The 19,204-nt window shown below is 38.4% G+C and carries 15 protein-coding genes, 3 tRNA genes and 1 riboswitch; of the genes, 5 read left to right on the top strand and 13 right to left on the bottom strand.

Features of this window, described 5'->3' with window-relative positions; genetic code table 11:
- The first annotated feature begins 27 nt into the window (after positions 1 to 27).
- The 3 genes from BTO08_RS06710 (at position 28) to BTO08_RS06700 (ending at position 7,847) form a co-directional block, all read left to right on the top strand.
- Positions 28 to 1,194 carry an efflux RND transporter periplasmic adaptor subunit gene (locus BTO08_RS06710; RefSeq protein WP_198038419.1) on the top strand — a complete coding sequence of 389 codons (1,167 nt, stop codon included), beginning with the start codon at positions 28 to 30 and terminating at the stop codon, positions 1,192 to 1,194.
- Positions 1,181 to 4,264 carry an efflux RND transporter permease subunit gene (locus BTO08_RS06705; protein WP_105060401.1) on the top strand — a complete coding sequence of 1,028 codons (3,084 nt, stop codon included), beginning with the start codon at positions 1,181 to 1,183 and terminating at the stop codon, positions 4,262 to 4,264. The genes BTO08_RS06710 and BTO08_RS06705 overlap by 14 nt, the downstream gene beginning before the upstream one ends.
- 325 nt (positions 4,265 to 4,589) lie before the next feature.
- Complete coding sequence (locus BTO08_RS06700) at positions 4,590 to 7,847, top strand: M66 family metalloprotease (RefSeq protein WP_105060400.1); 3,258 nt, start codon at positions 4,590 to 4,592, stop codon at positions 7,845 to 7,847.
- Between the two features lie 93 nt (positions 7,848 to 7,940).
- On the opposite strand, the gene thiD is transcribed toward BTO08_RS06700, so the two are convergent.
- The 11 genes from thiD to BTO08_RS06645 all read right to left on the bottom strand — a co-directional run bounded on the left by thiD (position 7,941) and on the right by BTO08_RS06645 (position 16,165).
- Positions 7,941 to 8,774, bottom strand: a complete 834-nt coding sequence (gene thiD, locus BTO08_RS06695) for a bifunctional hydroxymethylpyrimidine kinase/phosphomethylpyrimidine kinase (protein WP_105060399.1) — start codon at positions 8,772 to 8,774, stop codon at positions 7,941 to 7,943.
- A gap of 100 nt (positions 8,775 to 8,874) precedes the next feature.
- Positions 8,875 to 8,974, bottom strand: a riboswitch (TPP riboswitch).
- A 256-nt stretch (positions 8,975 to 9,230) separates the two neighbouring features.
- Positions 9,231 to 9,307: transfer RNA gene (locus tag BTO08_RS06690), tRNA-Val, on the bottom strand.
- A gap of 46 nt (positions 9,308 to 9,353) precedes the next feature.
- Positions 9,354 to 9,430 (bottom strand) — tRNA-Val (locus tag BTO08_RS06685).
- Positions 9,431 to 9,477: 47 nt separating this feature from the next.
- Positions 9,478 to 9,554, bottom strand: a tRNA-Val gene (locus tag BTO08_RS06680).
- 239 nt (positions 9,555 to 9,793) lie between these two features.
- Positions 9,794 to 10,054: a DUF5062 family protein gene (locus BTO08_RS06675; RefSeq protein ID WP_005367367.1), complete on the bottom strand. Its 261-nt coding sequence runs from the start codon at positions 10,052 to 10,054 to the stop codon at positions 9,794 to 9,796.
- A 131-nt stretch (positions 10,055 to 10,185) separates the two neighbouring features.
- Positions 10,186 to 11,268 (bottom strand): DUF3080 domain-containing protein, encoded by a 1,083-nt coding sequence (locus tag BTO08_RS06670; protein ID WP_105060398.1) that lies wholly within the window; start codon positions 11,266 to 11,268, stop codon positions 10,186 to 10,188.
- 92 nt (positions 11,269 to 11,360) lie between these two features.
- Entirely contained in the window at positions 11,361 to 12,731 is a 1,371-nt protein-coding gene (locus BTO08_RS06665) for an MATE family efflux transporter (protein WP_005367371.1), read from the bottom strand.
- Between the two features lie 226 nt (positions 12,732 to 12,957).
- Positions 12,958 to 14,112 (bottom strand): hypothetical protein, encoded by a 1,155-nt coding sequence (locus tag BTO08_RS06660; RefSeq protein WP_105060397.1) that lies wholly within the window; start codon positions 14,110 to 14,112, stop codon positions 12,958 to 12,960.
- Positions 14,109 to 14,489, bottom strand: coding sequence for a GtrA family protein (locus tag BTO08_RS06655; RefSeq protein ID WP_005367375.1), 381 nt, complete (start codon positions 14,487 to 14,489; stop codon positions 14,109 to 14,111). The genes BTO08_RS06660 and BTO08_RS06655 overlap by 4 nt, the downstream gene beginning before the upstream one ends.
- Complete coding sequence (locus tag BTO08_RS06650) at positions 14,482 to 15,504, bottom strand: glycosyltransferase family 2 protein (RefSeq protein ID WP_105060396.1); 1,023 nt, start codon at positions 15,502 to 15,504, stop codon at positions 14,482 to 14,484. Before BTO08_RS06650 ends, BTO08_RS06655 begins: the two co-directional genes overlap by 8 nt.
- Before the next feature lie 10 nt (positions 15,505 to 15,514).
- Complete coding sequence (locus BTO08_RS06645; RefSeq protein WP_105060395.1) at positions 15,515 to 16,165, bottom strand: riboflavin synthase subunit alpha; 651 nt, start codon at positions 16,163 to 16,165, stop codon at positions 15,515 to 15,517.
- A gap of 293 nt (positions 16,166 to 16,458) precedes the next feature.
- Between BTO08_RS06645 and BTO08_RS06640 the strand changes: the two genes are divergently transcribed.
- Positions 16,459 to 17,067 carry a riboflavin synthase subunit alpha gene (locus tag BTO08_RS06640; protein WP_105060394.1) on the top strand — a complete coding sequence of 203 codons (609 nt, stop codon included), beginning with the start codon at positions 16,459 to 16,461 and terminating at the stop codon, positions 17,065 to 17,067.
- Positions 17,068 to 17,128: 61 nt separating this feature from the next.
- On the opposite strand, the gene BTO08_RS06635 is transcribed toward BTO08_RS06640, so the two are convergent.
- Entirely contained in the window at positions 17,129 to 17,332 is a 204-nt protein-coding gene (locus BTO08_RS06635) for a CPXCG motif-containing cysteine-rich protein (RefSeq protein ID WP_105060393.1), read from the bottom strand.
- A 240-nt stretch (positions 17,333 to 17,572) separates the two neighbouring features.
- On the bottom strand, positions 17,573 to 18,442 hold the full coding sequence (locus BTO08_RS06630) for a fructosamine kinase family protein (RefSeq protein WP_105060392.1): 870 nt from the start codon (positions 18,440 to 18,442) through the stop codon (positions 17,573 to 17,575).
- Positions 18,443 to 18,800: 358 nt separating this feature from the next.
- On the opposite strand from BTO08_RS06630, the gene yqfB reads away from it, so the two are divergent.
- Positions 18,801 to 19,127, top strand: coding sequence for a N(4)-acetylcytidine aminohydrolase (yqfB, locus tag BTO08_RS06625; protein WP_105060391.1), 327 nt, complete (start codon positions 18,801 to 18,803; stop codon positions 19,125 to 19,127).
- Positions 19,128 to 19,204: the final 77 nt, after the last annotated feature.

Here is a 19,204-nt window from a genome sequence, read left to right as displayed (position 1 = left end):
CCTTCACAAGTGAAACAGAGTATTGCAATGAATAGCAAGAGCCGAGTTTTGTCTAGTATGTTGTTAGTTTCTTTCTTTTTAACAACATTATCTTCTCTGGCTGAAGAGCCTGCCAAGAAAGCACCAACTCCCATTAAAATTCAAGATGTTAAAAATCGACAGTTCAACCAAGACATGCAAGAAGTCGGAAAAATTACGGCTGTTGATTCGACGGCTCTAACGTTTAGTGCTTCAGAAATACTGCAAAAGAAATACTTCAAAGATGGGGCTTACGTTAAGAAAGGGGAGCTTATTGCTGCATTAGATAATACGCAAGCAAAAGACGAACTGAGAAAATCTCAAACACAGTACAAGATAGAACAATCAAAATTGCAACGAATGCAGGCACTGGTTAAAAAGCAACCTGACTCTATTTCAAAGCAGGATTTAGAGAATCAGCAATTACAAACGCACTTAGCAAAAGTGGATGAACAACAAAAACAAGATTCGCTGTCTAACTATGAGTTGATTGCACCCTTTGATGGACAATTGACCAACTTTAAATACTCGATAGGGAGTCGAGTTAGTGATAGCGATACAATTGTCTCTATCATTCAAAATACCCCAGTCGAAGTCGATTACTCTATAAGCCAAGAGGAACTGGCAGATGCCAAAGTTGGTCAGAAGGTCACTATCACTGTTGATGCGTACAAGAATAAAAGTTTTACTGGCGATGTGAAATATATTGCGCCACTTGTTGATCAATCATCAGGTCGTATTGATGTTCATGCAGAGGTTGAAAATAGCGATAAGCTGTTAGTCCCTGGCATGTTTGCTAAAGTGACTGAACGTTCACATGATAGCCATACCTTCCCAATTGTGCCGCAAACGGTGATCGTCGTTGATGGTGAACAGCGTTATGTTTGGCTTTACGATGGTAAAGGTGTCACAAAGCAAGCTGTGACATTAGGAGAGAATACTAATGATGGTTTTGTAGCAATTACCAAAGGGCTTAAAGTTGGTGATCATGTTGTTGTATCTGGTCAGCAAAACTTAAACACGAACTCTATTGTTGAAGTTGAAAATCTAGATAAACCAAAGTTAACTGCTCAACCTCAACCTCAACCTCAACCTCAACCCACTCAAGATAAAGCCACACTAAAATCATCTCCTTCAAAGCAAGTCAAAGGGGATGCAACCAATGAAACTGCCTGAAATCTGTATAAAACACCCAGTTCTTGCTTGTGTGATGTCAATTGCGATTGTCTTGATTGGTTTAGTATCACTTCAAAGCCTACCAATTCAGTATTTTCCAGATCATCGTTCTCCTAATGCGACAGTGAGTGCCAGCATTCCTGGTGCCAGTGCTGATTTTATGTCTAATAATGTGGCAGATAAACTTATCTCTGCAGCCACAGGGTTAGAGTCTGTAAAAACCATGAATACTGACTGTCAGGAGGGAAGCTGTAAGTTACAAATATTCTTCAAAGACAACGTATCTGAAGTGAAATATGCAAGTTTAATGAATAACTTGCGTAGTAAAGTGGAAGCCATTGATAACTTCCCACCGAGTATGATTGATAAGCCCGTTGTGACTGATGACTCATCGGAAAATGCATTACCAAGTAATATTATTACCTTTGAAGCGACAGGTAATATTACAAAAAGGCAAATGTATAATTTGATCAGTGATCAATTGATCCCTCAGTTTAGACACATATCAGGAGTTGGTGGTGTTTGGGGGCCTTATGGTGGTAGTAGCCAAGCTATTCACGTATGGCTAAACCCTGAAAAAATGATGGCATTAGGAATCACTGCAAATGATGTCGTCAGCACATTGAGTAAATACAATGCAACATTTACGGCTGGTACTATTAAAGGCCAAGCTCGTGACTTTTCTATAAACCCTGTCAACTCTGTTAGCTCTGTTGCAGATGTTCGCAACCTAGTGCTTCGATACGATAACGGCAATATTGTCCGTGTTGGTGACGTTGCTAATGTTGTGATGGACGATGCAACTGATACGCCTTCTATTTTGCATATAAATGGCAAACTTGGCATGTCGATTCAGACCTTACCGTTAAAAAGTGAAAATCCCGTTGTTGTCGCAAAACGTGTAAAGGCCGCCATGGCAAACATGAAATTGCCAGATACCGTTAAAATGAAAATGGTTTATAACCAAGCGGATTTTATTCAGGCCTCGATTGATGAAGGATTTAAAACGCTAGTTGAAGCTATCGTGTTAGTCGGTATTGTCGTTGTTATTTTCCTTGGTTCCGTCCGTTTTGCGCTTATTCCATTAATTACCATCCCTGTATGTGTTATTGGGGTGTTTGCTGTGATGGCAGCTCTTGGATTTACGATCAATGTGCTAACAATATTGGCGATCATACTGGCGATTGGGTTGGTGGTTGATGATGCGATTGTCGTCGTTGAAAACTGTTATCGTCATATTGAACAGGGGAAGCCACCACTTAAAGCCGCATTAGAGAGTAGTCGAGAAATCATTGCGCCAGTTATTGCAATGACATTAACGTTGGCAGCAGTATTTTTCCCCATTGGTTTAATGTCAGGGCTAACTGCAGATTTATTTCATCAATTTGCATTTACGTTAGCTTCCTCTGTGTTGATTTCTGGATTTGTCGCATTAACACTTTCACCAATGATGAGTGCATTTATCTTAAAACCTGCTTCACACACGTCTAAGTGGTTTAAGTGGGTTGATGATAAGCTCGATAAAACAACGCATTACTACTTAGCATTATTAAAAAAGGCCTTCACTAAGAAAGCAGGTTTAATGGTGGTGGCCGTTATATTAATAGCAGCGGCATCAGCAGCGACATGGTTTATGCCAAAAACATTATTACCCGTTGAAGATACAGGATTTATCAGTGTCAGTGCTAAAGCATCAAATAGCGTTGGGCGGAATTACCATCTACAAAATAACGCACAATTAAATAGTATTTTTAAAGGTGATCCTGACATTGCTGCCAATATGTCTTACATAGAAAGTGAGCCTGAAAATCACTTACTCCTTACGCCTTGGAATGAACGTAAAGACTCAATTGAGGAAATCATTTCTCGTTTAATGGCGAAAGCAAAACAGCAAGTATTAGCCTACAAAGTGTCTATGTCTGTTCGCGCTGCTGATAACTTGAATTTGCCGACAGGGCTGGTTCTAGAACTGACAACAGTAAATAAAGATATCAAGGCGCTGGGTGTATCCGCAGCAAAAGTTAAAGAGGCATTAGAAAATTATCCTGGTGTTGCGAATGTGAATAACTCGATGCAACGAGATCAACTTCGTTTTGATTTGAAAATCGATCAAAATGCCGCCGTTTTATCAAACGTGGATTATTCCGACATAACCAGTGCACTATCAACATTTTTAGGTTCAGTGAAAGCCGCTGATTTAAAAATGAAAGATGGTTATACCTACCCAATACAAGTACAGGTTAACCGTAAGTCATTAAGTGACTTTAAAGTGTTAGATAAACTCTATGTTATGTCTAAAGCGGGTCAGCAACTGCCGTTGTCGCAGTTTGTTTCAATTAAGCAAGTGACTTCTGAATCGCATATCAAAACCTTTATGGGGCTAGATAATGCGGAAATTACTGCAGATATTATGCCAGGCTACAGTGCAAGTGATGTTGAAACGTATGTTAATCAACACGTGCCTGAGTTGTTGCAATCAGGACAAAGCTATCAATTCAATGGTGTGATAGAAAACTTACATGAATCATCCCATGGAATGACATTATTGTTTGGTATGGCATTGATCTTTATTTTCTTGATCCTCGCGGCGCAATTTGAAAGCTTTATTGAGCCGTTGATCATTTTGCTTACCGTTCCATTATGTTTAGTTGGGGCGTTATTAACGCTTAAAGTCTTCGGTCAAAGCTTAAATATCTACTCAAAAATTGGCTTGCTAACGTTAGTTGGTTTAGTCACTAAACACGGTATTTTGTTGGTTGAGTTCGCCAATAAGCAGCAAAAAGAGAAAGGGGTGAGTGCTTATGATGCAGCAATTGAAAGTGCCAAGTCACGCTTAAGACCGATATTGATGACATCATTAACCATGATTATTGGTTCACTACCCTTAGCATTTGCGGTAGGGCCCGGCTCAGTGGGTCGAATTAACATAGGTTTAGTGTTGGTCGGAGGGCTAATTCTCGGTACTGTATTCTCTTTATTCTTAGTACCGATTGCTTATGTGGCGATGGCTAAACTAAGAGAGCAAGATATTATTAAACGTTTGAAACAGTTACGAACCTCTAAAGCATAAGCCAAACAAGGTAAAGCCACTCATATTAGGAGTGGCTTTTTTATTTATCCTGAATCTATTTCGATAATAAAACCTCAATTTTTAAAGTAGTGAGCTATTTTGGCTGGAAGTATATAAATGATTGTATTAACGGAGTATGTGATAAACGTGAAATAGATGTTCATCAGTAATCCTAAGCGTCAAGAAAATAGTGTTTATAAAGTGGTTTTTTTGACGTTTAATTTAAAAATAAATTGTTACAAATCAAGAAGATAAAACCATTCTAAATCATGTTTTTATTGTTTATATTTCGCCGATTACATACTATTAACATCGTGCGAAAATAATGAAAAAGAAGTATTTAGTCAGCCTGATACCAGTATTGCTTATGGCGCAATATGGACAGGCAGAAACAATTGTATCAACAGTACCAGAAACACTTTATTTTAATAAAAAAGCGTTGCCATCAGACACTCAAGGTACGCTGCAGGGTAGTGTTAGTGTCGCTCAAAGCGTGATCATGCAAACGAGCAATAAGATTGAAAATGATCGCCAACCACATCTTGTTTCTCTTCGTCGTACATTGGTGCTGTTTGAGCCTCACGCAGATATGTTAGAGCAAGACGAAGTTGTTACTGTTATTGCTAAAAATAAGCAAAACGAAGTGGTTTATCAAACGGTGATGCGTCAACCACAACAGTTGCCGCAAGTAGCGGGTAAGCTTGATAAGTATGTTGAGATAACGAAGCCATCGCAGTTCTCTCTAACTATTACTAGCAATAACGATCTTCATGACATCTCTGGCGAAGCGGGTACAACACATTTTAAAGTACTACTTGATCAGCACGATACCGTTTTAGTTAAAACTGGAGATGGTCATTGGGCGGGGCATTTTATTTTGCCTGATGATAAAAGCTTTAGTAATAAGAAGATCACCTTTATTTCAGATGCTGGCTACAACTCTCAAATTGAATATGCACAAGGCAGAGATACGATCAGCCGTGGTAACCAATTTACCTACCAGAATATTGAAGGCGTTTGGTATGGTGAGTCGGATATGGCAATCAGCCGAATTTCATATAGCGATAAAGCTTATTCTGCCGTACTTCCAGCAGAAGCCGTTAAATCGGGTTTACGCTTAACTTTCACCAGTAGAAATAAGAAAGAAGGGACGGTTTCAGATATTAAGATCGGTGCTAATACCAGTATGATCTTAAATGCAATCGATATTGGTTTATTAACAGAGCCAAGAGATCAATTTATCTTTATCGATGATCCAGAATTACACCGTCAGTATTTCCAAAGTCTTCAGATCAGTAAATTGATCGTTAACCCTTATGAATCAGTACATCTTAAAGAGATCATGTTGCCAGATGGTCGCTTACTTGAAGGTGTTGATCCTAGTGATGCAGACGGTTACGGCAGTGATTCACATTACCGTATTGCACGTGAACTGATCTCTTCAGGTATTAACAGTGCTAACTATGGTGTGAATTCATCAAAAGTACGTCCTGCAAGTCAGTGGAATATTGAAGCGCCATACCATGCAGCACAAGTAACAGTGAATAACTCAATTGGTAATTATACTGATGGTTTAATTACACACGGTATGTTGGGTTCTTACGCAGGTGTTGCTTCTGTCGTGAGCTCAACGGGTAACGAATTTAGCCATGAAGTAGGTCATGAACTAGGGGTCGGTGCACATTATCCTGGTGGCTTTATGGGATCGATTCACAAAAGTTCTACCGAAGCGAACTCTACATGGGGGTGGGATGTTTATAAAAATATCTTTATTCCTAACTTTACTAAAGGCGTAACGAATCAAGATTCATGTTATGAAGGTGAATGTGTTGCACCTTTTGAAGGACATAGTTTTGGTTTTGGTACCATGTCTGGTGGTCAACCGCTTTACCCTAAATACAATGCATACACATTACATGCACCGTATGAGCTGAGTGTGTTTCAAGATTTCGTAGAAAATAAAGCGAATTTTGATTCAGCGTCACCAACAGGTTATAGCAAGTGGGATCAAATAGAAAAAGTGATGAAGCCATGGACGCATTCAGTGGCTGATGATTTAGCATTCTCGGTTGCTAAGGTCAGTGGTAACGGCCCACTTAGTGAGTTCGGTGAAAATAGCGATAAATTTCAACAGTTATTTGCTAAACATCAAGTGGTTCACTTAACAACGGCTAATGCCGCTTGGGCTCGTGACTTTTATTTACCGACTGATGCTGAATTAGAAGGAAAAGTGGCGCTATTTGAATCGTGGGCAGGTTGGAATTCAACTATTCATTATAACGACCAACAAATGACATTAAGTCATGGTCAAAAACATGCATTTAGATTTACAAATGGTGTTTGGCAGTTAACAGATAATACTCTATTGGAGCGCAAAGTTGATTTGATCCCATACAAGCAAGGCGTACAGGTAACAACGTTAGTGGGGTATTACGATCCACAGAAAATACTACCAAGCTATATCTACCCAGCTTTGCATGGTGCATATGGTAATGTTTATGTTGATAACTTCACTGCTTCAACATGTCAATTAGATGTGTTGACGCAAAATGGTGGTACCAAAACGTTTAACCTGTATAACCGTCGTTTGCAAGATGGTCATATGAACCGTTTCCACATCAATGTTGAAAGTGTACTGAAACCATACCGTGCAGAAGTTAGCTGTGGTGGTGAAGTACTTAATACAATGGATATAGTACCTGCAAAAGCGACGTTAAAAGCAAGTATTGTGACAACGGAAGCAGGAAAAGCACCAGTTATCACTGGTATTGACGATATTGTTGTTACACATGGTGATTTATTTGCACCACTTGCAGGTGTTACAGCGACAGATGATTACGATGGTGATGTCACTGCCTCTATCGTGGTTGAAGGTACTGTAGATACGAATAAAGTGGGTCATTACACGCTAACTTACAAAGCCTATGACAGTGCTTTAAGTGAATCTGTTGTTGTGCGTAATGTTGAAGTGTTTAGTGCAAAACCTGTGTTAGAAGGTATTGGTGATACGACCATTCAACTTGGTGATACATTTGATGAAAAAACAGGCATCACAGCAAAAGATGCTGAAGATGGTGATATAACGGCCAATATTATTATCGAAGGTGAAGTAAATACTAATCTAGCAGGTAACTACACCTTAAATTACCGTATTACTGACAGCGCACAACAAACAACACAGGCACAACGTGTTGTGACGGTTGAAGGTAGCGCTGTGTGTGAAAACACATGGAGTGCACAAAGTATTTATGTGGCAGGTGATGAAGTCAGCCACAACGGTGTGGTATGGCAAGCTGGTTGGTGGACACAAGGCGAAGAGCCGGGAACAACAGGTGAGTGGGGCGTTTGGAAACAAATTGCAACGGAAGGTTGTACGTCAGTAAAACCAGAAGTGACGCCACCTGCGCCGGGAGAATATCCAACGTATCAAGCGGGTACAGTTTACCAAGAAGGGGATATTGTTCGTGCTAGCGATGAGCAGTTATACCAATGTAAACCTTGGCCTAATTCAGGTTGGTGCTCAAGTGCTTCTTATGCCCCAGCAAGCAGTGTTTATTGGCAAGATGCTTGGACAAAACTGTAATCACATAATATTTTATTTATAAATCAAAGCGGTGAGTTCAATCACCGCTTTTTTATATCATGTTGCGTGATGTTTCATGCCTTGTTAGCTATTTTAATCCTGAGTAAAAAAATGATTAACAGGACCATGACCACTACCGATATTGAGTAGATCAGCCGCTGAAATGGCAGAGGTAATATATTCTTTGCCACGTTGTGTTGCTTGTTCGATTGGATAACCTTGAGCAAGGTAAGAAGCAATGGCTGAAGAGAGGGTACAGCCTGTACCATGCGTATTTTGTGTCTCAATACGTTTTGTTTTTAGCTCTATGATATTGTCATTTAAGATCAATAAATCATTACTTTCTGAATCGTTTTCTAGGTGTCCACCTTTAAGAAGTATTGCTTTAGTTTGTATATCACGCAGTTTGCTGACTAACCCCAACATATCTGTAAGATTTTGTGGGATCTCGCTGTTTGTCAGTGCAGCGGCTTCAGGTAAATTAGGTGTAATGAGATCAGCAAGTGGAAGTAGTTTTTGCTTTAGCGTACTAATGGCTGACTCTTGTAATAATAAGTCACCGCTGGTGGCAACCATTACGGGATCAATCACAAGATAGCGTGGCTTGTACTCTTTTATTTTATTTGCAACCAGCGTGATGATATCACTATCAGCAAGCATGCCTATTTTAACTGCCTGAATGTTGAGATCAGTAAAAACAGCATCTAATTGTTGTTCTATCATCGTAAGGGGAATAGGAAGAATACCACTAACACCTTGGGTGTTTTGCGCCGTAATTGCAGTGATCACCGAACAAGCATAGCCACCTGTTGCTGAAATAGCTTTGATATCGGCTTGAATCCCCGCGCCACCACTACTGTCAGAGCCTGCAATAGTTAAAACTATAGGGGGTGTAACATGGGATTTATTTCTTGTTTTTGATGACATAACAGATTCCTAATTGAGCGTTAGGAACTGGTGCCAAGTAATGAAAGGATCGATTAATGTGAAATGATGAGATCCATTGATAACTTGCCTAAACAATACTGATATTGTTTATTTAGTTCCCTCCGCCAGTGCTAACTGGTTCAGGTTCAACGGGTCCCACTTAATTGTGATCTCAGCGTAATGCCCCCCGACTAATTCTCAAATCCTAATAGATAAACCGTTTGTTGTCACGTACTTATAAAATGAGGTGTTAATCAGCTCATAACCGAAAATGGGCTCGTATGAATTATCATGTTTATAATAAATTATAATGTGCGGTGTGCTTTACTAATGAGGTAGGGAATAGCGAGATAACTAGAAATTATTTTTAGTGGTTTAATACCTAACTAGGCACAAGGTTAGACTTAATATTTGGGCACAAAAAAACCTGCTATAAGCAGGCTTTTTGTTTGAATCTGGTGCTCGCTACTGGACTCGAACCAGTGACACCTTGCATGTCATGCAAGTACTCTAACCAACTGAGCTAAGCGAGCAAATTGTACTGCGATAAACCACTTAAAGAAGCCGTTTATTTAAAAATGGTGCTCGCTACTGGACTCGAACCAGTGACACCTTGCATGTCATGCAAGTACTCTAACCAACTGAGCTAAGCGAGCAAATTGTACTGCGATAAACCGCTTAAAGAAGCCATTTATTTAATAACTGGTGCTCGCTACTGGACTCGAACCAGTGACACCTTGCATGTCATGCAAGTACTCTAACCAACTGAGCTAAGCGAGCAATCTAACTGAATAACAATGTAATCGTCATTAGCGAATGACAAGCATATTAGCGAGTCACTTTCGTCTAGGCAAGTGTTTAAACAGAGTTTTTTAGTAATTTCAGTGCGTTTGCTTGAACAATAGCCAGTTATCTTAAAATCTTGATGATGAAATAGTCGAAGTCATTTTTTAAGCAGGGCATTGCCAAGTAAATGTAATGTGTAGCGCAACAGAACGTGCGCTACACAGGAAGATAATTTAGTTTAAAAGTTCGTGATCAGGTGGGAGTAAGCGGCTTATCCATAAAACCAGCTTATGTTTCATATGAACGCCGTCCTCTTGATCCACGGCAAGAGGGGTGATTTGTTTACAATCAACCAGTAAGCGATAAATACACTCAACACGGTCGGTAGAGCCAACACTGCGGTCTAAATCGCCAAATCCTTGTTTTTTCGCGAATGCAAAGCCTATTTCTAATGCTTTTTTGAGAAGTTTTGCTTCATTCTTGGTTTTCTTCATGCGTATCTCCTATATCCCTTAGCGAAAATATATACAAATTTATTGTCTTCGCGACTGTAGAAGCTGAGTTTAAATTTTAGTTTAAAGCTCAAATTTTTGAAGCAAAGTTATTCTATCAAATTAGAATAAAGTTATTGTCCAACTTTGAATTTACATTGTTTAAACAGACGTTGCCAGAATTTAACGTGCGCTAATGTGGCTTCATGAAATTGCTGATACAGATCGCCATCAACATAGAATGCTATATAGGTTTGCATTGGTGAGGAGAGGTGAATATTCGGTTGATTCAATTGTTGAAGTATCTGCTGTAAAACGGGCTGTATTTGTCGATATTGTGAATCAAGTGTTGATAAATAAGGCTGAATAGTTGGAACATAAAACTTATAGAAAACATTACGAAGATATTGTGCTTTTTGCTGATTCATATTTTTGCCACACAAAATTGAATCTTGTGACTGAGTAAGTTGTTCTGTAATCGTGTTCAGCAATGTCGTGGTGCGTTGCATTGAATAGAAAAGATCACCTATATATCGGCTATTATAAATTTGTTGTTGATGCTCAAAAAGATCCTGATATTTATCTTTGTTAGAATAAGGTGCAGTGATGTTATTTGTGCGTTTGATGCTATTTGAAAGTAAATTATTGATATAGCTAAATGCGCTTAGGCTAGCGTTAAATTGAGTGGTTTGATTACTTTCAAGTAGTTGATGGCCTAGCGTTAATTGTTTACGCCATTCTTCTCCAGTAAAAAGCGTATTCCAAAAAACGAGTGGCAGTTGCTGTTTCTTTTGCTGATAAATAGGTGCTAACTCGGTTAATAAATCAGAGTCTTTAGGCAGTGCTTCTAAACAATACTGTAACCCATCTAATAGTAAAAGTTCATAGTGAAGACTGCGGGTTTTATCTTGAACTTTACCCAAAATCGAATTTCGCTCAGCAATCAGTTGGAATAGGCCACATTGCCGTAATTCATAGGCATCAAGTAGACCAATTCTAATATCAGCTAAAGGCTGAGTAAGCTCTCGTTTAGCGGGTAAAAGTAGTAATGGCGTTTCAGGAAAGTGGGCTTTATCTATATCGAGTACATTAGCCAGACGCTGATGATACGTATCAAAGGCTTTTTCATTGTCATTTTGCTTACAGCCTATCAGCAGTATTGAAATGAAAAGAATCAGAGACAATCTATGTGGGAAAATAGAGATAGATACAGGCATAGGCGTCTCTTAAAGCATTAAGTGAATATTCATCATACTGATTATTATCAATATTAGATCAAAAAAGGCGATCTGATGATCGCCTTTTTGTCTTATCGGTATGACATTTCAAGTTGCTTTTCAGCATCAAGTTTATGCACATGGTGTATTCGCCAGCCAAGCATGACGGCTGCCGCACTCAAGCCGAGAATAAAACCAATCCAAAAACCTTGCGGGCCCATTGCTGGCACAATCCAGTTTGTTAGGCCTAGGACATAACCAGATGGCAGTCCAATCAGCCAGTAAGCAATGAATGTACAAACAAAAATGGCACGCATATCTTTATAACCACGTAACGCACCAGCAGCAACGACTTGAACAGCATCACTACATTGATAGATCGCTGCGAGTAGTAATAATTGGCCAGCAAGTACGATAACTTCTGGGTTATGAGTATAGAGTTCGGCAATGTCTTCGCGGAAAATAACCGTCATTATAGCGGTACAAATAGCTAAAGCCGTACCGACAATTAAACCGCAATGGCTTGCAATACGCGCACCATCAATATCTTGTTGCCCCATTTTGTGGCCGACACGAATACTCACCGCTGCACCAATACTCATTGGCAGCATATACACCAGTGATGAGAAATTCATTGCTATCTGGTGCGATGCCACTTTATTTGGACCTAATGGTGAAATCAGTAATGCAATAACAGCAAATAGTGAAACTTCAAAGAAAAGCGAAGCTGCAACGGGAAAGCCTAGTTTAAATAAACGTGAAAGCGCTTTTAGTTGAGGGCGATAAAATGTGCTAAATACTCCAACACTCTTTAGCCGTTTATTAATTAATACATAGGCAAGTAACGCAAAAAACATGAACCAATAGACGATGGCAGTTGCTACACCACAACCGATACCGCCTAATTCAGGGGCTCCAAACTTTCCGTATACGAAAATCCAGTTTAGTGGAATATTGGCAAGTAAGCCTAAAAAGCCGATCACCATGCCTGGAATGGTAAAAGATAACCCCTCAGAAAAACTTTTTAGTGTTTGGAAAAACAAAAAAGCAGGTACAGCAAAAAGTACGGCATATAAGTAACCGACCGTTTTTTCCGCTAATACAGGCTCTACATTCATGTAATGGATTAAAGAACCCGCGTTATACAATATCAACATGGTTGGAATGGATATTAAGATCGCCAGATAGAAACCATGTTGAACTTCAAACGGAATACGTTCTTTTTTACCAGAGCCGCTAAGCTGCGCCACAACGGGCACAAGCGCCATAAGTAAACCAACACCAAATAAGATAGAAGGTAACCAAATACTTGCAGCAACAGCGACTGCTGCCATGTCAGTCGCACTGACACTACCTGCCATCACTGTGTCAACAAAGCCCATTGATGTTTGTGCAACAGAGGCAATGAGAACAGGCACGGCAAGCTTTATAAGCTGCGCTGTTTCTTTTTTATAGTTATGCACTATTTTTGGCTCCAAAAAGAGGTAAATAAAGGGGAGGAGTCAAGTATTAAAATGCTTCTGTGGCATTCTATTTTGTACTGCCAATGATTTTTCAGGATTATATAAACAAAAAGCTCATAACCAAAATAGAATATTGGCAAATTGCATAATTATTATTCAAAGGAAGGAATAACAGCAGCTTAGTAAATAGTGTTTTACTCATTAAGCTGCTGTTTTATTTAGAAAGTTAAACCGTAAACATCATATGGCTGTAGAAGCCAATTGCGATAAAGGTACTTGCTGCACTAAAAACACATAGCATCGGTGTTTTAATATGCGGATAACGTTCAATAAGTAAAAGTAAGCCAAGGAAGGTTGGATATAACCCAAATGCATAACGAGGCATCGCATTTAAATTTGATGACAATGGTAATACCAAACAAATGAACATAAATATGGCTTCAGCGTAGTATTTACGCACGACCAAATAGATATTTAGTATAAACGCGAGTATCGCCATAATGGCTAAGTAAAGCTTAGGACCGCCTGTTTCAAAACCATAGAGGATCCAGTGAAACGGATTAGTTAATTGACGTCCCCATGCGATCTGAATGTGTCCAAAAGCCAGCGCATCACCTACATGAAAATAGAGATAAGCCATATAGGTGAAAAAGCCGAAAGGGATCACCCATATGGCTGAAATTGCTTTTAGCGCAGGGGTTTTTAAGCGAACAAAGCTATTTATACCGTAGTGCTGAATCGCAATAATGAGTACAGGAAAAACCAAGAAAACGCCAAGGTTACGGGTAATAGCGGCTAATAGACCTAAAATAGCGACCCATCCCCATTGTTGGCGATAACTAAATAGGAATACACCAGTAACAAAAACAATGAAGAGCGGTTCGGTATAGCCTGCGGTTGAATACACAGTATAAGGTGAAAAACACAATAGCCAGATAGCAGCAGACTGCGTTGCCTTGCTGAAATTAAGCTGCTTTAACGCCATTAAAATAATAGGTAAGCTGAATAAAAACGCTAAGTTTGACGCTATAACTAAACCTAACCGGGCATTGTTAATTGGATTTTCAAAAAAGAAAAATTTCGAAAAGATCCAACCAAGAAAGGGCTGTAGAGGCATAAATGCCCAGTTAGCCGCATTTTTCTGACTTAGCCATTGTGGCACTAAATCATAACCATTTTCGATGATCCGATAAAACCAGACACAGTCAAAGCGACAGATAGTTTGTAATAAAGGTTGCTCAGCATAATGCCCAGAAGCAAACTCAGTTACTCCCCATAAACCTAAACAGTAGATAACGGTGCGACTAACAATAACGGCAAAAATAATGGTTAGCCATTCTCGTTGACTAATTTTGATTGAAGGTAAGCTTAACGAACTCATTTAAACACCCAAAATTTAGCCAAGATAAAGGTAATTACGGGTACACAAAGGGTTGATATTGTTACCGCGAGCCAACCTGAGAACATTGCAGACTTCAATAATGAAGCAAGGATCAAATTGTTAATAAAAAAGCCCATAAGTGATACGGCCAAGAATTTTAAAAATGAGCCTTTCTGTCCAAACGTAAAGTGGCGATGTCCAAAATAAGACACTAAAAAAGCAATACTAAAACCGATCACGTTGGCACTGTATTCTGATGGATCTTGGATTTGGAAAAAATATAGTCTAACAACGGACAAGTGCACTGCAGTCGCAAGTAAGCCAATAATTGCAAATCGATTTAATTGCCAAAAGTGCTTTAAAAATGACTCATTCATTTGTGGTTTCTAACTCTTTTTCTGTCTCTGTAACAAGAGGTTGTGTGTTTTTTTCACTATATTTACCGTAGACACCTTCAACAAGGTAAATAGGGCGCTGTTTTAGTTCGGTATAAATGCGGCTGATATAGCCACCAATTACGCCTAATGAGATTAATTGAATCCCTCCAAGGAACAGAACAACAGAAATAGTTGATGCGTATCCTGGTGTATGAACACCGAAGAAAACAGTACTGATTAATACATACATTAAAAAGATAAAAGATAAGAACGAGATACCAAAACCAACAAACCCCCATACGCGTAAAGGCCAAGCGGTAAAACTCGTAATACCATCCATTGCGAAGTTCCATAACTTCCAATAGTTGAACTTAGTATCACCGACATTTCGTTCTGGGCGCTGAAAATCGACGCCGATAGAGCGGAATGAAGACCAAGCCAATAAACCTTTCATAAAGCGGTTACGTTCAGGTAATTGTTTTACCGCTTCAATAACACATCGGTCAATTAAGCGAAAATCACCGACATTTTCAGGCAAGATTGTTTCTGCAGATAAAAAGTTGAAGAAACGATAGAAACCGCCTGCAGTCACACGCTTTAAAAACGTATCTTGTGAACGGTCAACACGAACACCATAGACCGTATCGTATTCACCTGTTTGCCATAATTTGACAAATTCAAGAATGAGCTCTGGTGGATCTTGTAAATCAACATCTAAAATAACAGCAGCATCACCTTTTACATAGTTAAGACCTGCGGTCATAGCTGCTTCCTTGCCAAAATTACGTGCAAAGTTAATTAAGCTAATAGAATCATCTTTAGCTATTTGAGCTTCAATTACAGACTGTGTCTTATCTTTACTACCATCATTAATGAAAACAATATCAATATGTGAACGAATAGAGGAAAGCTTATTATTGATTTCGTTAACAAATGGCTCAATAGCAACTTCTTCGTTATATACAGGAACGATAAGTGACAATGTATAGTCTGTTTTTTTAAGGTTATTATTCATATTATTTACCTTAGTTATGGGTCATTGAAGATGACGCGTATGTTGGTGTTGCTTGATGACTATCGTTTTTAGATAAAGATAGAAATGAGAAATCCACTAACTTAAATGCTAACGGTGTTAACGTATTTATCTGCAATGTTTGTAATGTATCGCCAGACTTAAATGCAGATGCTGGGATGATGGCATCAAACACATTAGATTGTTTTGTCGATGCAAAAACGCCATCCCACTGATTCACAGTAAAGTGCAATGGTGAGGCTAGTGAAGATGCTAGTGTGATACTGACTTTTACATCTTGCTTTACCTTATGCGGCAGCGTGAAATAAAGCCCACCACTATTTGTTAATAATCGAGCACCGTTATCAGCATCTTTATTCCAGCCTTTGCGTGATAAATATGGAACTTTTGTTGAAAGTTCTAACGATGATGGAATCTTTAGAGCAAGATCTGGCTCTTTAGGCTGCCAAAAAAGAGTCTGAGTTTTAATGTAATAAGCCTTGTACGCAATACTTACGTTTGGAGTCACTGCTTTATATAAAACCCAAAGGTAATAACACGATAAGATCGTAATTAACGTTATTAGCGTAATACGTAGTGTTGTAGATGAATGGCTTTTTTTAGTTTTTATTTGCATGGCATCATTAGCGACGTCAACAGTCATAACATACCTATATGATTTTGTATTCGTTATCTTATTGCTGTAAAAATACACTTTATATCTTTATTCCAAAAAGGGATATAGATTTCATTGCCAAGTTGTTTTTTTGACAATTAATTGTCATTGGCAAATAACATAGAAAAGGTTAATCAATGCTGTATAAGAAAAGTAAAGCTAAGACATTGGATGCTTACTTTTAAGTATTGGCTTATTTGAAAAGTTTGCTATAAAAAAGAGCAATAAAATCAATATATTTATTAACGGTTAAGTTAATTATTAACACAGTTAGGAGCATTATGTTTACGGGAATCGTACAAGGAACAGCAGAAATCATTTCGATTACTAAGAAACAAGATTTTCAAACTCACGTGATACGTATGCCTGCTAATTTATTAAGTCATGTAGAGTTAGGGGCTTCGGTTGCTCATAATGGTTGTTGTCTGACAGTAACGGATATTAATAATGATTTGTGGTCATTTGATTTGATGCAAGAGACGCTTAATGTCACTAACCTTGGTTTACTCAAAGAAGGTGATGTCGTTAATGTTGAGCGTGCAGCAAAGTTTGGCGATGAAATCGGTGGTCACTCTATGTCTGGACATATTATGTGTACAGCAGAAGTATCAAATGTTGTTACATCAGAAAATAATCATCAGATCTGGTTTACCTTACCGCAAAAACAGATGAAGTATGTCTTTACTAAAGGGTATATAGGGATTGATGGTATAAGCCTCACCATAGGTGATGTGGTCGAAAATCGTTTCAATGTGAATTTAATCCCTGAAACATTACAGCGTACAAATTTAAAAAGTCGCGTTATTGGTGATGTGATTAATATTGAAATAGATCCTCAAACCCAAGCTATAGTTGATACTGTTGAGCGTGTAATGGCAGCAAAATCATAAACGAGAAATTAACTAGACCGCTTAGCACAATTGGTCTAGTTAATTGTTTATGGAACTCGCACTAAAAAATTTGTTCATCATCAGCATCTATAAATAAATTAATGGTTTTGTGGAGTTCATCAACCTGCATATTGATATGAATCGGATTACAGCATGCAGAGCAATCATCATAAAACTCTTGGCTTCCAGCGCTTGCATCTAATTCTATGCGTATGATGTGTCCGCAATGGGGACAGCTAACGTTTTGTTCTGAATAGTTTCTCATTGTTGTACTCCTTCACCCGCAGTCAGTTACCATCAGCAAATTTAATTTAGGTTATGTTGATAACTTTCGCTATAACCAAAAACACTATTGATAGCCTAGTCGCTGCTAATAGCATTTGCAGGTAAACTTATTTTACTGTGGTGATAATAGTCATCAATGAAAGCCAATCTACGACGTAAGATATGCAAAGGTTAATGCATATCTTACGTCGACTCATAAACAGAAGTCGGCTTAGACTAATTATTCATCTAAGAGATTAAGCTTGGCAATGATGTATTCAGCTTGACCCATATACTCCCCACCAAAGAGTATGCAGTGGTTAAGAATATGGTAAAGGTTATAAAGCTCTTTGCGCTCTTGATACTCAGGGGGGAGTGGATAGACAGAATTGTACCCCTCATAAAAACTGTTGGGGAAACCACCGAACAGTTCTGTCATCGCTATATCACACTCGCGATCACCCCAGTAAGTGGCAGGATCAAAAATAATTGGACCCGATACGGTTAGAGCAGTATTACCATGCCATAAATCGCCATGTAATAAGGAAGGTTTAGGCTGGTGGTTAACTAAGCGTTTAATGACATTGCTCGTAATAGTGTCAATATTCCCAAATAGAATGCCTTTTTCTTCACACAGTTGTAATTGCCATGCAATACGTTGCTCTGCAAAAAAACGACACCATCGGCGATGCCAACGGTTAGGTTGTGGTGTTAAACCAACATAGTTATCAAAATCAAAGCCGTATTCAGCTTGTTCACCCCATAGATGCAGTTTTGCTAATTGCTGCCCTAATTGATAACCAGCATTATCATCGACTTTTTTTGTTGGTAAATAATTAAGTGTGAGGAAGGATTTATCGCGGCATGTACCAACATGGATATACTGAGGTACTTGAACACAATTTGCTTCATTAAGAATGCGTAGACTTTCTGATTCAGTTTCAAAGACAACTAATTGCTCTTTATCATTGAGTTTGAGAAAGAAACGTTGATCACCATCGCTAACGCAATAGCATTCATTGACATCGCCGCCTTCAAGCGTTTGTCGTTCAACAATCTTAAATGGTCGACCTAGTACATCTGACAGTTGGTGAGAAATGGCTTGCCACATAATCATCCTCCGCACTGAAACGTCTGTATACAACTTGTCTATCAACATCTTAGACTATATATCGTGTGAAGAAATGTGAACTCAGTGTGATTTTAGTTACTGTTTTTAAAAACTTAGAATTCAGGCTATAGAAAGAACAACAAAAACAAAGTATTAAAAAAAACTAACGCATAAAATATATGTTCTTCTTTTTTAAATAAAAAATAATCCCACCGTAAAAATATGCGTAAATGTTAGATAGTGGCTCACTGAAAGGTAATTAAACATTATTTGATAAAGATACTTACAAAACAAAATGTATTCACGATGCAAATGCAGGTAATCTACAAGCACACTATTTTTATGAAAAGAATAAAATATGAGCCAGAAAATCACACCAACAGAAATGACGTTTTTTGAACGTTTTGAAACTGATATTCTTTCAGGAAAAAAGACAATCACTATTCGTGATGAATCTGAAAGTCATTATGTTCCAGGTTCACAAGTAAAAGTGTCCACATTTGAAGATTGCCGTGAATTTTGTACATTACAAATCGATAAGGTTGAGCCTATCTTATTTTCTGAATTAAATGATTTTCATGCTAAACAAGAAAATATGACACTCGATGTGCTTAAAAGCGTTATTCAAGATATCTATCCTGGTATAGAAAAACTGTACGTGGTTAGTTACACACTCGTTGACTAAATTATTGTTATTAATTTAAGAGGATTCTTTGCAATCCTTTTAATCCGTTTGCTATAGTACAGCCTCGCTTTTCTTTT

Origin of the sequence: Photobacterium angustum (assembly GCF_002954615.1) — a bacterium.
Classification (GTDB): Bacteria; Pseudomonadota; Gammaproteobacteria; order Enterobacterales; family Vibrionaceae; genus Photobacterium; species Photobacterium angustum_A.
This window is presented reverse-complemented; position numbering and strand designations above follow the sequence as displayed.

Coding starts and splice junctions, on each gene's coding strand:
- BTO08_RS06710 (WP_198038419.1), top strand. CDS start 28: ATGAATAGCAAGAGCCGAGTTTTGTCTAGTATGTTGTTAGTTTCTTTC.
- BTO08_RS06705 (WP_105060401.1), top strand. CDS start 1,181: ATGAAACTGCCTGAAATCTGTATAAAACACCCAGTTCTTGCTTGTGTG.
- BTO08_RS06700 (WP_105060400.1), top strand. CDS start 4,590: ATGAAAAAGAAGTATTTAGTCAGCCTGATACCAGTATTGCTTATGGCG.
- thiD (WP_105060399.1), bottom strand. CDS start 8,774: ATGTCATCAAAAACAAGAAATAAATCCCATGTTACACCCCCTATAGTT.
- BTO08_RS06675 (WP_005367367.1), bottom strand. CDS start 10,054: ATGAAGAAAACCAAGAATGAAGCAAAACTTCTCAAAAAAGCATTAGAA.
- BTO08_RS06670 (WP_105060398.1), bottom strand. CDS start 11,268: ATGCCTGTATCTATCTCTATTTTCCCACATAGATTGTCTCTGATTCTT.
- BTO08_RS06660 (WP_105060397.1), bottom strand. CDS start 14,112: ATGAGTTCGTTAAGCTTACCTTCAATCAAAATTAGTCAACGAGAATGG.
- BTO08_RS06655 (WP_005367375.1), bottom strand. CDS start 14,489: ATGAATGAGTCATTTTTAAAGCACTTTTGGCAATTAAATCGATTTGCA.
- BTO08_RS06650 (WP_105060396.1), bottom strand. CDS start 15,504: ATGAATAATAACCTTAAAAAAACAGACTATACATTGTCACTTATCGTT.
- BTO08_RS06645 (WP_105060395.1), bottom strand. CDS start 16,165: ATGACTGTTGACGTCGCTAATGATGCCATGCAAATAAAAACTAAAAAA.
- BTO08_RS06640 (WP_105060394.1), top strand. CDS start 16,459: ATGTTTACGGGAATCGTACAAGGAACAGCAGAAATCATTTCGATTACT.
- BTO08_RS06635 (WP_105060393.1), bottom strand. CDS start 17,332: ATGAGAAACTATTCAGAACAAAACGTTAGCTGTCCCCATTGCGGACAC.
- BTO08_RS06630 (WP_105060392.1), bottom strand. CDS start 18,442: ATGTGGCAAGCCATTTCTCACCAACTGTCAGATGTACTAGGTCGACCA.
- yqfB (WP_105060391.1), top strand. CDS start 18,801: ATGAGCCAGAAAATCACACCAACAGAAATGACGTTTTTTGAACGTTTT.